Consider the following 17,033-nt stretch of genomic DNA (forward strand, 5'->3'; position numbering starts at 1 on the left):
AGCATAATACTCTATTGAATGTATTTGTGCTATACTGATTTTTGTATGAGTGAAAGCGAAAGCACTGGAATTTCAGACCTGATAGAATCTACAATCAAAGAAAATTTAAAAAACGAAAATGTTTTTTTTATTTTTCCCACCGACACGGACGCGTCTTCTTGGGCGAACTGGGTTATAACGCATACTCAAAAGCGGGCCGTCCCAGCGGAACGTTTTATCGCATGGGATAAATTTAAAGGAGAATCTATACGAGTCGTACGCAAAGGGAAAAATTCAATTCCTTCTCTTTTGCGTAAACTTTTTGCCGTACACATCCTTGAAAAAAACCAGGAAGCGGTGCGCGCTAATCTTCCGCCGGTCTTTGAAAGCCTTATTTCCACGGATTTTGTCGATAATTCAGTTTCATTCAGCAGTTGGATTTCAGGAATTTTGCCTTCGCTTGCCGTGTGGAAAAGATATTTTGACGCCGCCGATAAATCGAACGAAAAAAACACGCTTTCGGACAAAGAAAACGCGGATCTTTTTAAGCTATACATGGAATACGGATCTTTTCTTGAAACGAACGGGCTTTTTGAGCCTTCGTGGGAAGAAGCAGACTTTATTTCCGACAATAAAATTTATGTGCTATTTTTTCCGGAGCTATTGGAAGATTTTTACGAGTACCGGGCCGCTTTTGAAAAGGCAAAGGAGAACGTAAAACTGATATTCATGGACGATATCGACATTAAAAGTCCGGACGGCACGTTGCCTTTGACGCTGTACACGAATTCCCGCACGGAATTGAGAGAAACCGCTTTAAAGATCAGACGACTCCATGAAAAAGACGGCGTAGAGTGGACGGACATTGCAATAAACGTTCCCGACATGGAAACGTACAGGCCGTATGTGGAGAGAGAACTGGAGCTTTATTGTATTCCATTTGTGGTACGATCCGGCTCTCCTTATACGCGAAATTGCGCGGGACAAATTTTTTGCGAAATCAGAGCATGCAGGCAAAACGATTATTCGTATGACAGCGTACGCGCTCTTTTAACTGACGGATACGTTCCGTGGAAAGAAAAACAATGCAACGAAAATCTTGTGCGCGAAGGCTGCAACAGAAAGTGCATATGCTCCTACAAGGACGAATCCGGCAGGACGGTAGACGTGTGGGAAAAAGCTCTTTCGTCGGCTGTGACAAAAAATACCGCACAGCGTGAACTTGAAATGTACCGCAAACTGAAAAAATCGATAGACAAATTTTGCGGCGCAAAGACCTTTGCCGAAATACAAAATTCATGGTTTGCATTCAAAGACCTTTTTCTTGCCGAAGAAGAGTTTTCCGAAGAATCCGACCTCATCTTGGGGCAATGTCTTTCAATCCTAGCCTCTCTTTCGGACATCGAAAACACATACGATATTCACATAAAGGATCCGTATTCATTTTTCGTCTCGGAATTGGAAGAAAAAACTTATCAGCTACAGCCTAAGACGGACGGAGTTTCGGTGTTCGCATACAAGGTTTCGGCGGCTTCGGCCGTACCGCACCAGTTTGTAATAGACGCAAATCAAAAAAATCTGTCAATAAGATACAAACCTCTTTCCTTTTTAACAAAGGAAAAACGGAAAGCGCTGGGCTTGGAAGAAGGCGTTCCCGCAGATCGTGCTTTTATAAGGCTTTATGCAAAAAAATCGTCTTATTTTTCATGCGCGGAAAACAGTTTTTCGGGTTTTAAGATTCCACACAGTTTTTTTAACGTAGGGAGCGGCTTGGATAGCGAAAAAGCGCCGTGTGAAGAAGATTTTATAAAATACGAAGAAGCCTTTTTAAAATCCGGCTTTACGGGACACGTTTCAAAATCCGGCGGAAAATTTCCGGAGCGAATTACCGAAGGGCAAAAAGAATGCTTTGAACGCTGGAAACAAGTGCAAGTTTCCGCGGATAACGATTCAAAATATTTTGCATCCGAAACGCTTGCCTTTAAAATAAACGACATGCTTTGCGAAGATCGCGGTAAACACACGGAGCCTTCTTCATGCGACAAAATTCATGTAACGGAAAGCGACATGAAGCAATTTTTTCCGTGTCCGCGCAAGTGGATTTTTTCGCGCGTGCTTAAGCTTGAAGAAGACTCTTTGGACACGGACTTAATGAATCCGAGCGACGACGGAAACATATGTCATAAAGTGCTCGAACTTTTTATGAACAGACACAAAGGAAAACAGCTTCCCCAAACGCTCGAAGATGGAACTTTTTTGAACGAAGAGGCAACCGTAAGGCCGCTGGTGCTGGAATGCGTTGAAGACGCCATAAACTCCCCTGAAATGTCGTTTAGCGGAAGCCCTCTGGTAAGTTTAGTCCTCGAATCGCAAAAAAAATCCTATGCCGATCAGACACTTGAGCTTTTAAAAGAATTTTGCAAACCGCCTCCTCACGGTTTTGGAGGGCACGTTGTGTACGCTGCCGAAGAATGGTTTAACGAGGCGTCTTTGGACGGCGATGAACATTATCTTATGGGAAAGATCGACTGCATACTGTGCGACGACGCAGGCGGCGTAAGCATTGTAGATTACAAGCTGAAAAACTCTCCGCCGCTTAAAGACTGCCTGGCCTCAGAAGGCGAAGATACGGCTACGGCAGAGCTTTCGGACTTTCAAATTCCCATGTACGTTTCTCTGTGGAATTTAAAACATAAAGGTGAAAAATCCGCCGTGCGCAACGCGCTTTTTTTTACGATCCGGGACAAAAAAAAGCATTTTATAGTAAAAGAAGGCGAAGATACGGCAGACAGCGAAAACTCGGCAAGCCCGACTGCGTCAAAAACAGCCCAAGCTGCAGCGGGGGCTGCAAGAGCGGCAAAAACGAAAACAAGAGAAGTGGACATCGACGGCTTCAATCCTACGCTGGAATGTTTTAACCGCTATGTGAAACAATTTACCGAAGACGTACGAAACAATAATTTTTCGCCGAAAAATAAAAAAGTAAAGCCATTTAAAGACTGTTTTCACTGCGTATTTTCAAGTATCTGCAGAACGAATTTCGAAATATCGGGAGAGACAATTTAATGTACGAATATCTTTCTTTGCTTCCGAAAAACCTTGACGATCAACAATACGCGGCTTGCTGCGCCGAAGGCAATACGATTGTAGCTGCAGGCGCAGGATCGGGAAAGACACAGGTGCTTGCGACAAGGTTCGTGTGGCTTGTCATGAGTAAAAATATTCCCGTAGAAAAAATTCTTACGCTCACGTTTACTAACAAGGCGGCAGCGGAAATGTATGTGCGCATATACCAGACGCTTGTGTTTTTTGCCCAAAATCCGGACGTTCCGATCGAAGAAAGAGAGCGTGCTAGGCAAGCCGTAGACGATTTTTCAAATTCTCACATACAGACACTTGATTCTTATTGCGCCGGCATAGTGCGACAAGCGGCCAACCGCTACGGCATACGGCCCAATTTTACTATAGGATCTTCGGACAGCCTTAGAATCATAAAGGATCTCGCTCTGCCGTTCATTCTTAGACACAGAAACGACAAAGCCCTGGTATCCTTTACGAAACCCGGAAAATTTCAAGATACGGCGGAAAAACTTTTCGCGCAGACGGTTTCAAAATATACTTCCGTCGCGGACAAAAACGGTTTTTTTTCAGATAAAATCGCCGTGCAAAAAGAACTGATCGCATCTGAATGGAACAAAGTATTTCTGGCGGAAGAACCTTTTTATCAATGTGTCAACGAAATTATCGAAGAATATGAAAACGCCGCTCCCGAAAAAAAAGCGTCGCCGTACTTTGAAAACTTATACAAGGTATTTCCGCTCAATAAATTCGCTCAGAAAGAACTTTTAAAAAACATTCCATGTGCGCCGCTCCTGGACGATAAGAGTTTTGAAGATGAAAATACCGTAAAAAGCGTGGAAAATTTTTACAAATGGCTTTCGGGAGTAGATTTTAACCAAAGAACCAAAGGGTACACGAAGCCGCTGCAGTCAGCGATAAAGCGCCTAAGAGAGATTCTGAACGACAAAATAAAGCCGCTTGCCTCTTACGTAACCCAGTATGAAAACGTCAAACGGCTTTACGAGCTTTTGGACGTCTTTTTATGCGACGTAAATAATTCCAAGAGAGACAGCGGAAAACTTTCGTTCCGCGACGTAGGCGAGCTTGCGCTTAAAATCTTAAACGAACAAGACGACATAAGAAGCGCCGAACAAAATTCCTACGATACGATAATGATCGATGAATTTCAGGATAACAACGGAAAAAATCGTGATCTTCTTTTTTTGCTCGCAGACGGCAAAGATAAACTTTTTTTCGTAGGGGACGAAAAACAATCCATCTATAAATTCCGCGGAGCGGACGTTTCGGTTTTTAACGAACTGGAGCGCGATCTGTCTTTGGAACCTTTGCAGATGGTGTATAATTACAGATCTAGCAGTGCGTTGCTAAAAGCCTTTAATCAAATTTTCGGAGGATACGTTGAAGACGATAAAACCGGAAATTTCACAAAAATTTCTGAAATTTCTAATGCGTTGAGCGCGCCTTCAAGCGATGCGGCCGGAAAATCCGAAATATGGGTATTCCCCGAAGTTCCGGAACACACATTCGAAGCCTCTTTTTCAAAGAAAAACATAGCTTTAAAAAATTATAAAGCTGACGGCTCAAGCGCCGTCAGCCCCGATAAGGACATTCCGCAAGGAACGCCTTTTAAAGACCCGGCCGCCCTTTTTTCTGACGGACAGGGAAAGCCCCAAGCGCCTGTACATTTTTGTATGTATAACACGAATACGGAAAAATATCTTTACAGCCTCAAAGAGTCAAATCTTATTTCAGATACGGAAACGGCCGAAGAAGCCTTTCTAACAGCCAAAGACCAATGCGCGTATTATATAGCACAAAAAATATGGGAATTAACTTCAAAAAAAGGAGCGGACGGCAAGCCTGTGAAATTCGGCGACATAGCCGTGCTTGACAGGACAAGAAAAGACAGATCTTATCTTACGCGCTACTTAAACCGCAGAGGAATCCCTTATACGCTGGATTTTCACAATTCATTATTTTCGGAAGCGCCTGTAAACGACATATATAATTTTTTGCGTTTATGCATATATCCTTCGGACATGCGCTCTTTAGCGGCTTTTTTGCGCTCTCCTTTCGCAGGGCTTTCGGAAACCTCCGTAGAAACAATCCTTTCATGCTTGACCGAAGACAAGGATGAAAAGATTTCATCGCTTTTATCCCAAGCGGAATTTGAAAAGTACTGTAAAGCTAAAGACATTCAAAGAGAATTTTCAAAATTTGCCGTAAGCCATCCGATTACACAAACCGTTTCAAAATTGTGGTACGGATACGGCTATAGGTTTGAAACGCTGTGGAACAAAACCGTTGCAACATATTCCGGCCAGTATGATCTTTTGTTTGAACTTGCGCGCCGGACGGACAACGACGGTAAAAGTTTGGCGTGGTTTGTGGATAATCTTGCCTTAAAAAAATTCCAAGAAATTTCTTTTTTGGGAGACGATTCGGATCTTGACAGCGGAGAAATAGATTTTCCTACGGAAGACATCGACGCGGTAAAAATAATGACGATCCACAAAAGCAAGGGGCTTCAATTTCCGTTTGTCTTTATATACGGCTGTACCGAAGATCCTGTGACGCGCGGCAGTGCTGAAAAAGTTTTTTACAGTGAAAAGTACGGAGTTACTCCCAGCGTAAACGGAAGTTCGGAAAATTATTTTTATAAGATACAAAGCGAACAGGCAGCTTTACAGGACATCGCGGAATTTAAACGGCTCCTTTACGTGGGATTCACCCGTGCCAAAGAAGAAGTTTATGTTATAGGTTCGTGGCAGCGCCCCAAACCTGCCCGCAGCGCTTCAAAAGATTCGATAATCGAAAAGATAATATCATATTATTATCCGGACATTGCGGAGGATCCTGAAAGCGTGCTGGGAAAAACGGTCTACAACGAAAAAAGTGTTGTAAAACCGACCTTCGACTTTACGTCGATCAAGCCCGTCCATCGCCTTGCGCTGTTGAAATCATCGGATACAGGTATAAAAAACACCGCAGCTGCAAAACAAAATTTCATAAATGAAGCCGAAGACTTTTATGCCAATGCAAAGCTCGTCAAAAAAGAAGACGTGCCTTTAAGATACCTTTCGCCGAGTTCGCTTGAAATATCTGAAGAAGAGCTTATAAAAACTCACCCGCAGGCTTCGGCAATTCAGCCTGAAAAAATATTTTATGAGGAGCTGAATGATCTTATAAATAAATTAAAGGACAAGGGGTTCGGCTTTAATGATTTCGGAACGTTGGCACACGCCTATCTTGAAGCGTATGCAAACGGAATTGCGCCTGAAAATTTTACGCCTCAGGCGGCGACGGCCTTTCACGAAGCTCGGGGAATTTCAAAGTCGAACATACAAAAAATCCGCAATATATGCGTTCAGATGACAAAGCAATTTGAAATTTCAAACGCGGGAAAGCTTCTTAAACAATCGATCATGCATAAAGCGGAATTCAAATTTCTTCACAACAGCGGCGGTAAAATTGTCCGGGGAACGATTGATCTTATTTTAAAGACCTCTGATACAAATATTTACATAATAGACTACAAAACCGACGAGCGGATCGTATGCGAAAAATATTTAGCGCAGCAGGAATGTTATAGAAAAGCGGCCGCAGAGATATTCGATACTGGAAAAAATAAAATACGATGTATCTTATTCTACTTGCGGTACGGCAAAGAAATTGATATAACTGAGATGTTGTAAGTCGAAAAAACTCGCCGTCAGCGATTTTTTGAGATTTCCGCTTGTAAAAGAATAAAATGAAAAAGACATTATTTTTTTTATCACTGTTTTTTATATGGTCCGCTCACGCTTCGCCGGCGCAAAAGACGATAGATCTTACACGGCTGGGAGCGAACATGCAGTACGCCCAAGTTTACAATATGCTCATGGAAGCCGAAAACTTTAAAGGCGCCCGCGTAAAAATGCAAGGCATATATTATGAAAATACGGACATGTCTCAAGGGCCGGAATTTCACTGCATTTTGGTGAACGACAACATGGGATGCTGTTCCGCAGGATTTGACATATTAAAGGCGGAAGACAGCATCAGCTATCCTAAAAATCTTACAAACGTTGAAGCTACCGGAATCTTTGTCGTAAGGGAAGAAGACGGAATTTTACGTTCATATTTGATCGTCGACAGTCTTAAGGTCCTTTGAAATTGAGGGAAGAAGAAAATTTCAATTTTAGGCTGAGTGCAATTCGTGCCTAAAGAAAATAATGCGTACTTCCGTATTTTCTCAGCTAAGCCAATTCCATATAGATCTGATCGGCAAGTCCGAAATGAGCGTGTTTAGTGAGGCTTGTAGTATACTCGTCGTACATCATATCTTCATACATCGACTGCGCATAGCTTGATTCCCCGCCGGATTTTAAAACGGTCTTTCGCATTGAAGAAACAAGAATTTTTACAAAATAAGATTCAAGCTCAAGCGATTTTTCATAAAGTTTGCTTGTTCTATCGATCTTTTTGTCTGCGGAATGTGATGAAGAATTTGCGGCCGCTCCGACGGGAAGCGAGTTTTTATCGCTTTCGGACCTGTATAAACCTGAAAAACCGCTGCGCCAGTCGCCGTTAATACGCCCTTCTTCCGCTATCATGTTTGACGAAACGCCGGCTTTACCATAGGACGATGAAATGGAAGAATGTTCGGCTTTTACAGAAGATGATTTCGTTTTCGCAGAGGGGTTTTCGGCGGCTGCAGAATCTGTGCGGCTCAACCGGCGCGTTTCCGATATGAGGTTTAAAAACATATTGCTTTCATTTTTAAATTTTGCCGACTGAACGGATTCAGTTCCCTGCATTACGGAAGACGCAATTTGGCCTACAGTCATCGTTTTATCCCCTTATGTCAAACTTTTACCGTTTAAGGTTTACAGCTGTGCTCAGCATGGTATCGGAAGTCTGTATCGCCTTACTGTTGAATTCATAAGCTCTTTGAGCGACGATCATCTGTACCATTTCGTTCACTACCGAAACATTGGACATTTCTACAAATTTGTGTTTTGTAACTCCCATCCCTTCATAACCGGGCCGGCCGGGGATAGCTTCTCCGCTTGCGTTCGTTACCTTGTAAAGATTGTCGCCCGAAGCCTTCAGTCCCACAGCATTTGGGAACCGGTAAAGTTCCATCTGCCCTACCGCAGTGGGAACGTCGTCGCCGTTCAGCTTTACGGAAACTCGGCCGTCGTCGCTTATGCTTAGCGTGTGAATATCGTACCCTTCAGGTAAGATGATTTCAGGCATGACGCGAAGTCCATTTGAATTTACAAGCTGGCCTGTCATGTCGACTTTAAACGAACCGTCGCGAGTATAGGCGTAGCTTCCGTCGTATTGCTGCACGCGGAAAAATCCGTCGCCTACGATCGCAAGATCCGTGTCCACGCCCGTATTTTGAAGAGAACCCTGAGTGAAAACGCGCTGGGTAGCGGCTACCTTTGTTCCGGCTCCCTGCTGAACGCCTACTGGAGTGACGGTGTCTTCCGTAGCGGGAGTTCCCGCCAACTTCAGATTCTGATATATCAAGTCTTCAAATTCCACGCGCTGCTGCTTAAAACCCGTCGTGTTCACGTTCGCAAGATTATTGGAAATAGCGTCGATATTCGACTGCTGACCGTTCATTCCCGTTGCGGCTGTCCAAAGGCTTCTTACCATTTATTTTCTCCTGTCTCTCCTGGTTTTTGCCCGCTACCTACGTACCGCTATGCGCGACCAAAGAGTGCTCATCATTGAATCTTCGCTTTGAATGGTCTTTTGATTTGCCTCATAGGCTCTGTTCACCTCAATCATCTGAACCATTTCATTTACTACGTTTACATTGGAAGTTTCGACAAAGCCCTGCAAAAATTTCGGCCGATCGTCGCCTTCGGCGATAAAAGCTTCTCCCGTGATGTCATTCGAATTGTACAAATTGGTTCCCATCTTTTTAAGATAACGTTCGTTATCGAAACGAACCACGCGGAGACGATCGATCACGGTATTATCGTCAAGATCGTAGATCATTCCGTCCTCATTTACTTTAAATTTATCGTCGACTACGGTGATGATTCCGCTTTCGCCCAGCACGGGATAACCGTCCTTTGTTTCAAGGATTCCTTCTTTGCCTACAAAAAAATTACCGTTTCTGGTATACCGCTCTCCCAAAGGAGTCATTACGGCAAAAAATCCTTTGCCGCCTAAGGCAACGTCGGTATTGGACGAAGTCGCTTTAAACGAACCTTGTTCAAAATCCGTGTAGTTTTCATTGGTTTCAACTCCGAGTCCCAATTTGCCTATGATTGGAGCCGCATCGGCGGAACCGAAGACCGTCGTATATACACCGTCCGCGTCGGTTCTCCTGAGCAATAATTCCGAAAAAGATTTGCTGGCTGTTATGTCGCGCTTGTAAGCAGTCGTATCAACATTCGCAAGGTTATTGGAAATGGCATCCAACCTGTTTTGCTGGGCGTTCATTCCGCTTGCGCCGATATACCATCCGCGTATCATTTACACCTTCCTATAAAAACGGCATGCGAGGAAATTTCAATTTCCGAGGATGACGTTTTCGTGCGCTCTTTGCGCACAGTTAGAAAACGAGTTTTCAAAGAAAACTCGAAGTTAAAAGACGCCGCGCTTATTTAGCGGCGGCTTTTAAACCTTCCTATAAAATTGCACGAAGGAGAAAATCTCAATTTTCGACTGAGTGCAATTCGTGCGCTCTTTGCGCATAATTTAATAAAATCGCAAAGTTATTCTTTATTAATTATCGGGATTCCGAAAATATTATTTAAGTATTTATTTGTAATTTCAGATGTTAGGCCTTATAATTTATATGGAAGATACACGGTAGACAAAGCTTTACCGGCGGCGTAAAATCATTAAGGGCCATAAAACAGGAGGGGCAGATGTCAAACGGCGAAAAAGAAATTCGCGTACTTGCAATTATCCTTGGAGGCGGAAAAGGCACAAGATTATATCCTTTGACAAAAGAAAGATCAAAACCGGCTGTTCCCTTCGCCGGAAAATACCGAATAGTAGACATTCCCATATCAAACTGCATTAATTCAGGTTACAGAAAAATATATCTTGTAACCCAATTCAATTCCGCTTCACTGCATCTTCATATTTCCAATTCTTTTAACTTCGACCGCTTTTCAAACGGCTTTGTTGAAATACTTGCCGCGGAACAGACTCTGGAACATTCAGGATGGTACGAAGGAACAGCAGACGCGGTGCGTAAAAATTTCATACATTTTAAATCGCAAAAGCCCACGCATTATATAATACTTTCAGGCGACCAGCTTTACCGAATGGACTTAAAAAAATTCATGGAACAGCATCTGGAATCGAACGCAGATATTTCCATAGCAACTACGGCCGTAAACAGAAAAGACGCTTCCGGGTTCGGCATAATGAAGATAAACGAAAAAAAGACCATCATCGAATTTATGGAAAAACCGGGCAGCGACATGAATATCGACGACTGGAAAATCCCTGAAAATGCGCGGGGAGATCTTCCGCCGGAAAAAGAATATCTGGCTTCGATGGGCATATACATCTTTAACGCGCCGGTTATGGAAGAAGTTCTTGACAACATATATCCCGACTTCGGTAAAGAAATAATTCCAATGTCCATAAAAACCAAGCACATAAACTCTTATATTTTTAACGGATATTGGGAAGACATAGGAACGATAGAAAGTTTTTATAACGCGACCCTTGCCCTAACCGACATAGATCCGCCGTTTAACTTTTATGACGAAGAAGAGCCGATCTACACGAAGATGAGAAACCTTCCTCCGTCAAAGCATAACGAAGCGATAATCAAAAATTCAATGACGTCCGAAGGCTGTGTGGTCACAAGGGCAAGCATAAATCGATCGGTAATAGGAATACGATCCGTCATCGAGTCGGGAACGGAACTTGACGGCGTGATTACAATGGGAAGCGATTTTTACGAAACGACTGCCGAAAAAGAGGAAAAATTGAAAAAAGGCATTCCGTTTATGGGCATAGGAAAAAATTGTAAGATCGCAAAAACCATAATAGACAAGAATTCTTGTATAGGTGATAACTGCCGCATAAATGTCGACGGGAACAAATATGAAAACGGCGATCACGGACTGTTTTACAGTTCGGACGGAATTATAGTCATACGAAAAGGCGTGATTCTGCCGGCAGGAACTATAATTTAGTATATCCATGGCCGGCGGATTTTGGCGCGACGGCATCATTATTTGCCGCTCCGCTTCCGGCCGCGTCGGCTTCATTTTCCGATGTGCCGGCTTCAGACGAGGTTTCGCCGTCTTCCAGGCCGTATTCGGAAAGCTTACGGTGTAGGGTTTTACGTCCTATGCCCAAAACTTCCGCCGTCTTTGACTTGTTCCCTTTTAAGACTGCCAAATTCTGCAATATGATTATCTTTTCCGCTTCGGACAAGGTTATGCCGGCCGGAACCGAAATTTGAGCGTCGGAAGAAACGTGGCTCACAGACGGAGGCAGGTCTTCTAGGGTAAGTTCGTTTCCGCTGCACATTACGGCGGCGCTTTCAATACAGTTTTGCAGTTGCCGAATATTTCCCGGCCAGTCATATTTGTACAAGGCCGCCCTTGCGCGGGGATCGATGCCTTTTATATTCTTGTGATTTTCTTTTGCGAATCTGTTTAAAAATCCGGTAGCCAAAAGGGGAATATCGTCTTTTCTATCGCGCAAGGGCGGCACATGTATGTGTATGACATTCAGCCTGTAATACAAATCTTCACGAAAACGCCCTGCCCTTACCTCTTCTTCAAGATTCTTATTGGTAGCCGTTATAATGCGCACGTCAACTTCGATAGTCTGCGTTCCGCCCACGCGTTCGAATTTCTTTTCCTGTAAGACGCGCAAAATTTTTATTTGAATGTTTTGATTTATTTCTCCAATCTCGTCAAGAAATATCGTGCCGCCATGAGCAAGCTCAAACCTCCCCTTAACAAGGCTGTCGGCTCCTGTATACGCTCCTTTTTCATGCCCGAAAAGTTCCGATTCCAGCAGCGTTTCGGACAATGCGGCGCAGTGTACTTTTATAAAGGAATTATCTTTTCTCGGTGAAAGATTGTGTATCGCATCCGCGACAAGTTCCTTTCCTACTCCGCTTTCGCCGGTAATAAGAACCGACGCCTTGGACGGAGCGACTTTCCGTATCAGTTCAAAAACCTTTTGCATTTCGGCGCTCTTGCCGATCATGTTGTCAAACGAATGGCGGCCTTCAAGTTCTTCCTGAAGCTGCCTGTGTCTGAGAGAAAGTTCCCTGTTTTTAAGAGCGCGTTTTACGATAAGTCCCAGACGGTCAAGATTTAAAGGCTTGGTCAAAAAATCATAGGCGCCGTTATGCATGGCTTCTACGGCGGCGTCTATGCTGCCGTGCCCTGTAAGCACTATAACAGGTATTCCCGGAGATTCAGTCGTAACGCGGCGAAGAAGATCTTCTCCCCTTATTCCGGGCATACGCAGATCGGTTATCACAAGGTCTATTCCGCCTTTTTCTATATAAGAAAGCCCCTCTTGCCCGTCTGCAGCCACGCACACATCGTATCCGTCCATTTCAAACGAAGCTGCAAGCCCTTCTCTTATGTTTTTTTCATCGTCTATTATTAAAATCGTAAATTTCATATTTCATCCTCGATTTTAACCGCAGGAGGATTTTTTATTTCCTCGTCGTGCGGTAAAAGGCGCATGCCCGTCTGCGGAATCGGCAATGAGATCGTAAAAACGGATCCTTTTCCCCTTGCGGAAGAGACGTCGATTTCGCCGGAAAATTCTTTAACGATCTTGTAGACCATCGTCATACCGAGCCCCGTGCCGTTAGGTTTAGTCGTATAATAAGGCTCGAAAATATGAGAAAGAGTTTTTTCGCTCATACCTATGCCGTTATCGGATAAGATGAGAACGTATCTATCGTTATCCGTGCGGGAGACTATTGAAAAACGCCCTTTAAAAGATTCGTCCCCTAAAGAACGCTCTTTTATCGCGGCGATAGAATTTTGAACTATATTGCTTATGACCTGATGGAAAAGCTTTTCATCAATCAAAAGGCGCGGAGACGCATCGCATAATTCAATGTCCGTTTCTATGTTGTTTTGTGCGAATTCCGGCTTAAAAAGCTCTGAAAGCCGTTTGATAAGAGCGTTCGGGTCGCTCAGTTCGAGGTTGGCGCTTATAGGCCTCACCGCAAACAAAAAGTCTACTACGATTTTATTAAGGTTATCTATTTCCTCATTTATCACATTCAAATAATTTTCAATAAATTTTTTATCCGGCAAAAGCCCTCCACCTTCCCGAGCTTTTTTAAGAGCCTTTTGAATAAGCTGAATGTGTATGCCGATCGCCCCTAAAGGATTTTTTATTTCGTGCGCTACGCTTGCCGCAAGATTCGTAAGGCTCGCAAGGCTTTCCATGCGGCGCAAAAGCACATCCTGATTCCGCTTTTCGGTATTGTCGGCGACGGAAATAATGGTTCCTGCGGAATTATATCTTCGCACAAGCGGGATGAGCGTAAGCGTTATAAATCTTGCAGAACCGCCTGAAGTCGTAACCGTAAATTCCGAACACAAATTAGTCTTGTCCTGCTTATAACAGGTTTCTATAAACGACGCGATTTCAGCATCGTCTATGAGATTCCAAAGCGGAGTGTTTTCAGCCTTAGGATCTTCAGGATGAATCTTAAAAGGAATATAACGGCCTACGGCCTTATTGGCCTTTTGGACTATAAAAGACTTGTTTACAACCAAAATACCTATGGGTATGGATTCGAACACGCTGTTTAAGGTTTCGTTTTCGTCGCTTACACTGTTAAAAAGCTGTTCGATCTGTACGGGAGAGAGTTTTGAAACTTTTTGAGAAACGCGTTTTACAAATCCATGCACGGCAAAATTCCCGGACGAACCGCAGTTATCTTTAAGAGTTCTCTCACAAGCTGCTCAAGAGCTCCCTGAGGGGATTGATTGTACGATAAAACATTATTCATGCATTTATGAAGCGATTCTGAAATTTCTTTTGCAGCTTCACTTCCGGCGGCGCTTTTAAAAAGAGGCCGCGTAAAATTCAGACACTGCCGTAAAAACATCTTTAAAACGGTCTTAAGCGAAAAATTGCCGCAGGCCTTGCAAACAGCCTGAACGTCAGGAATTTTTGAACGTGAAACGGCTTTCATAAAAGTTTTTGCGCTCTCTTTTATCGAAGCCGGAGGAACAGGAAGAAATTCATAAAGGAATTGTTCTATACTGACACCACCGATGCCGCAAACATTACCAATACCGGCGCCTATACCCGCGCCGCCGCCACCTGCGCCGACACCAATATCGGCGCCGCCGGCAGAAAAAGAAGGTGATACAGAGGGACGAACGGAAGACGGCGAGCCGGAGGAAGCGGAAGAAAGACGATCGGAATGAACGGAATCGTCTGCGCTTACATGCTGCGGGCTGTGAAATATGCGGGAAATAACTTCAGCCTGCTGTTCCAAAGTGCGCTCGTTAAACGAATATGTTCGCACACGGGAAAGTATCGTGGGCATGACGGCGCTTCGCCTAGTCGTTGTAAGAATAAAAACCGTGTCTGCCGGAGGTTCTTCAAGGATCTTTAAAAGAGCGTTACGCACTCCTTCGAGCATGCGGTCGGCGTTTTCAATTATTATGATCTTTTTACCGGAATTGGAAGGCAAGTGCGCCCACGATGAAGCGTTCCTCACGTGCAGCACAGGGATAGAATCATACATAAACTCATCTTCAAGTTTTGCACACTGCTTTTCAAGATCACTGCAAATTTTTACGAGTTCTTTTTCAGGCGGAAGTGTACGGGAAACGTCTATTTCTTCAAGTCCTTCATTTATGGAAGACGTTAGAACCGCGATTTTTGAAATTTTATCGTCGCCGTCCCACAACACTGGATCAAACCTGAGAGTAAGTTTTCTTATACTGCGTATAAAAAGGTAATGCGCAGCCCTTATGAATTTGGCGTTTGAATTTACCGCGTCGAGGAAAGTTTTTTTTGCTGCGGAAATTTCAAGGCAGCAATCTCTGGGGCCTGTCAGTAAAATATCGGAGGCTGTCAAAGACCTGTGCCTCACGCAGGAAGCGCAAGTGCAGTTCCACTCGCCTCTTTTTTCACTTCTGCATGAAAGAACGCGCGCGGTTTCAAGCGCACAGGTGAGCTTTCCCGAAGACGAGGGGCCTGAAAACAGATTAGCGCCCGGAAGATTATTGTCCAAAACGGCGCATTTAAGTTCCGAAACGACGCTCTGGAACAAAATATTGTCGAACATCAGGCAAAAAATCCCTGCATGTACAGCGACGGCCCGGATATAATATCTGCGAGCATCTTATAAAAAAAACTGCCCGATAAAATTTTACGGAAATCAATCCAAGGCTGACCGCGCATAAGTACGATCAAAAACGCGATAACCGCAAGTCCTTCCGCACATCCGAACAAAAAACCCAAAGCGTGGTCAAGGCCGCCCATGATTTCGCTTGAAAAGATTTTCGCGCTAAGATGCTGTATTATCTTTATTAAAAGATATACGACAATGAATATCACAAGGAACGAAAGTATCCGTGAAATAATTTCATTTTTGATATAATTGCTTGCGTAAAATGCGAGCCGGCCGTAAAAAACTACGGCGGCGGCAATACCGCAAATAACTGAAGCCTTGCCGAAAAATTCTTTAATAAGTCCCTTTGCAGCCGCCATGAGCGCAAATATCAAAAGCACAAACACAAAAAAAACATCGATAGCATTAAACATATTTTTTTCCTTTTATATCGTTATTTATTAATTCATTATACAACAAAGAAGCAATAAATTCTGCAGGTCTTTCCTGCGCGGTTATTTTTTCGCACGCAGCGGAAAAAGAATTTCTTTTTTCGTTATTTTCCATGATCGTCAACGCCTTTTTTAAATGATCGGAATCGGCTTTGCCGCCGATCAAAGTAAGCGCAGCGCCGTTTTTTTCAAAATACGAAGCGTTTTCGACTTGATCGCCGCGGGTGGCCTTTCCGCACAAGGGAATAAGAACCATGGGCTTTTTAAGAACGGCGCATTCCCACAAGGAATTCGAACCTGCGCGGCATAAAACTATGTCTGAACAGGCGATAACGTCAGGCATCTGAGAATAGATAAACTCGTAAGGTTTGTAACTTGCCCTATATTTTTCGGCAAAATCCGTTTTATCCGAAGAATCTTTGTCAACGGACGGTTCAAAAACGGATTTCTGTTGCCCCCCAAGTTGACGCCCCGTCTGGTGAACGACAATAAAATGTTCGGTGAGCCACGAAAGGTTTTCCCAAACAAGATCGTTAATCTGTTTGGAACCGGAACTTCCTCCCAAAATCAAAAGCAAGGGCATGTCAAGATCCTTTTGTGTAAGCCCTAAAAAATCCAAGCCTCTGCTTTTATCCGCCTGAAAAAATGCCGGCCTGACGGGATTTCCGGTAACCATAAGCTTATTTTGCGCTTTAACGGGGAAAAATCGTTTTGTTTCGGCGTAGGACAACAAAACGCGAAAAGCGCTCTTACTGTTTATGCGGGTAGCAAGGCCGGGCGTAAAATCGCATTCGTGCGTATAAACAGGGATCTTTTGTATGCCGGCGCATAGGCAAGGGGGAACGGAAACGAAACCGCCTTTTGAAAAAAGCAGATCGGGTTTTAATTTCAGCAAAATGAAAAAAGAAGCTGCAAGCCCGCCGAGAATTTTAAATATGTCGATAAAGTTCTTAAATGAAAAATTCCTGCGGAATTTTCCCGACGGTATGCCGTAAAAACCCGTGATAGAGCATTTTCCGTTAAGGCCTATGCTTTTTTCAACGATCGTGCGGTCCATACCGGAACGGTTGCCGATCCAGTAAATTTCAAGATCTTCGGAAGGCATTTTTTTTTCAAAAAGCAGCTTTAACTCGTCGGCTACGGCAATGCCCGGATATATGTGTCCGCCGGTTCCGCCTCCCGTAAAGACGACTCTATACATAGTT

At 43.8% G+C, this 17,033-nt stretch carries 12 protein-coding genes; 4 read left to right on the plus strand and 8 right to left on the minus strand.

Going from position 1 to position 17,033, the window contains the following annotated elements:
• Positions 1-45 precede the first annotated feature (45 nt).
• The 3 genes from HRI96_RS06655 to HRI96_RS06665 are packed head-to-tail and all read left to right on the plus strand — an operon-like array spanning position 46 to position 7,213.
• Positions 46-3,045: a PD-(D/E)XK nuclease family protein gene (locus HRI96_RS06655; protein ID WP_210116621.1), complete on the plus strand. Its 3,000-nt coding sequence runs from the start codon at positions 46-48 to the stop codon at positions 3,043-3,045.
• A complete protein-coding gene (locus tag HRI96_RS06660; protein ID WP_210116622.1) occupies positions 3,045-6,755 on the plus strand; it encodes a UvrD-helicase domain-containing protein in 3,711 nt (1,236 codons plus the stop codon). Before HRI96_RS06655 ends, HRI96_RS06660 begins: the two co-directional genes overlap by 1 nt.
• Positions 6,756-6,811: 56 nt before the next feature.
• Positions 6,812-7,213 carry a hypothetical protein gene (locus HRI96_RS06665; protein WP_210116623.1) on the plus strand — a complete coding sequence of 134 codons (402 nt, stop codon included), beginning with the start codon at positions 6,812-6,814 and terminating at the stop codon, positions 7,211-7,213.
• 85 nt (positions 7,214-7,298) lie between these two features.
• Here the strand turns inward: HRI96_RS06665 and HRI96_RS06670 are convergent, their stop codons facing one another.
• Genes HRI96_RS06670 through flgF form a run of 3 tightly spaced genes read right to left on the minus strand, consistent with a single transcriptional unit; the run spans position 7,299 to position 9,540 of the window.
• Positions 7,299-7,889: a rod-binding protein gene (locus HRI96_RS06670; protein ID WP_210116624.1), complete on the minus strand. Its 591-nt coding sequence runs from the start codon at positions 7,887-7,889 to the stop codon at positions 7,299-7,301.
• A 25-nt stretch (positions 7,890-7,914) separates the two neighbouring features.
• Entirely contained in the window at positions 7,915-8,709 is a 795-nt protein-coding gene (flgG, locus tag HRI96_RS06675) for a flagellar basal-body rod protein FlgG (protein ID WP_210116625.1), read from the minus strand.
• 33 nt (positions 8,710-8,742) lie between these two features.
• Positions 8,743-9,540, minus strand: coding sequence for a flagellar basal-body rod protein FlgF (gene flgF, locus HRI96_RS06680; protein WP_210116626.1), 798 nt, complete (start codon positions 9,538-9,540; stop codon positions 8,743-8,745).
• Between the two features lie 398 nt (positions 9,541-9,938).
• On the opposite strand from flgF, the gene HRI96_RS06685 reads away from it, so the two are divergent.
• Entirely contained in the window at positions 9,939-11,228 is a 1,290-nt protein-coding gene (locus tag HRI96_RS06685) for a glucose-1-phosphate adenylyltransferase (protein WP_210116627.1), read from the plus strand.
• On the opposite strand, the gene HRI96_RS06690 is transcribed toward HRI96_RS06685, so the two are convergent.
• Genes HRI96_RS06690 through HRI96_RS06710 form a run of 5 tightly spaced genes read right to left on the minus strand, consistent with a single transcriptional unit; the run spans position 11,218 to position 17,029 of the window.
• Entirely contained in the window at positions 11,218-12,684 is a 1,467-nt protein-coding gene (locus HRI96_RS06690) for a sigma-54-dependent transcriptional regulator (protein WP_210116628.1), read from the minus strand. The genes HRI96_RS06685 and HRI96_RS06690 overlap by 11 nt on opposite strands.
• Positions 12,681-13,937, minus strand: coding sequence for a two-component system sensor histidine kinase NtrB (locus HRI96_RS06695; RefSeq protein ID WP_210116629.1), 1,257 nt, complete (start codon positions 13,935-13,937; stop codon positions 12,681-12,683). The genes HRI96_RS06690 and HRI96_RS06695 overlap by 4 nt, the downstream gene beginning before the upstream one ends.
• Positions 13,922-15,331 (minus strand): DNA polymerase III, encoded by a 1,410-nt coding sequence (locus HRI96_RS06700; protein WP_210116630.1) that lies wholly within the window; start codon positions 15,329-15,331, stop codon positions 13,922-13,924. Before HRI96_RS06700 ends, HRI96_RS06695 begins: the two co-directional genes overlap by 16 nt.
• Positions 15,331-15,810: a CvpA family protein gene (locus HRI96_RS06705; protein WP_210116631.1), complete on the minus strand. Its 480-nt coding sequence runs from the start codon at positions 15,808-15,810 to the stop codon at positions 15,331-15,333. Before HRI96_RS06705 ends, HRI96_RS06700 begins: the two co-directional genes overlap by 1 nt.
• Entirely contained in the window at positions 15,803-17,029 is a 1,227-nt protein-coding gene (locus HRI96_RS06710) for a UDP-N-acetylglucosamine--N-acetylmuramyl-(pentapeptide) pyrophosphoryl-undecaprenol N-acetylglucosamine transferase (protein WP_210116632.1), read from the minus strand. The genes HRI96_RS06705 and HRI96_RS06710 overlap by 8 nt, the downstream gene beginning before the upstream one ends.
• Between the last annotated feature and the right edge of the window lie 4 nt (positions 17,030-17,033).

This window comes from Treponema parvum, assembly GCF_017893945.1.
Taxonomy (GTDB): Bacteria; Spirochaetota; Spirochaetia; order Treponematales; family Treponemataceae; genus Treponema_D; species Treponema_D parvum_A.

Coding starts and splice junctions, on each gene's coding strand:
- HRI96_RS06665 (WP_210116623.1), top strand. CDS start 6,812: ATGAAAAAGACATTATTTTTTTTATCACTGTTTTTTATATGGTCCGCT.
- HRI96_RS06690 (WP_210116628.1), bottom strand. CDS start 12,684: ATGAAATTTACGATTTTAATAATAGACGATGAAAAAAACATAAGAGAA.
- HRI96_RS06705 (WP_210116631.1), bottom strand. CDS start 15,810: ATGTTTAATGCTATCGATGTTTTTTTTGTGTTTGTGCTTTTGATATTT.
- flgF (WP_210116626.1), bottom strand. CDS start 9,540: ATGATACGCGGATGGTATATCGGCGCAAGCGGAATGAACGCCCAGCAA.
- HRI96_RS06670 (WP_210116624.1), bottom strand. CDS start 7,889: ATGACTGTAGGCCAAATTGCGTCTTCCGTAATGCAGGGAACTGAATCC.
- HRI96_RS06660 (WP_210116622.1), top strand. CDS start 3,045: ATGTACGAATATCTTTCTTTGCTTCCGAAAAACCTTGACGATCAACAA.
- HRI96_RS06655 (WP_210116621.1), top strand. CDS start 46: ATGAGTGAAAGCGAAAGCACTGGAATTTCAGACCTGATAGAATCTACA.
- flgG (WP_210116625.1), bottom strand. CDS start 8,709: ATGGTAAGAAGCCTTTGGACAGCCGCAACGGGAATGAACGGTCAGCAG.
- HRI96_RS06700 (WP_210116630.1), bottom strand. CDS start 15,331: ATGTTCGACAATATTTTGTTCCAGAGCGTCGTTTCGGAACTTAAATGC.
- HRI96_RS06710 (WP_210116632.1), bottom strand. CDS start 17,029: ATGTATAGAGTCGTCTTTACGGGAGGCGGAACCGGCGGACACATATAT.
- HRI96_RS06685 (WP_210116627.1), top strand. CDS start 9,939: ATGTCAAACGGCGAAAAAGAAATTCGCGTACTTGCAATTATCCTTGGA.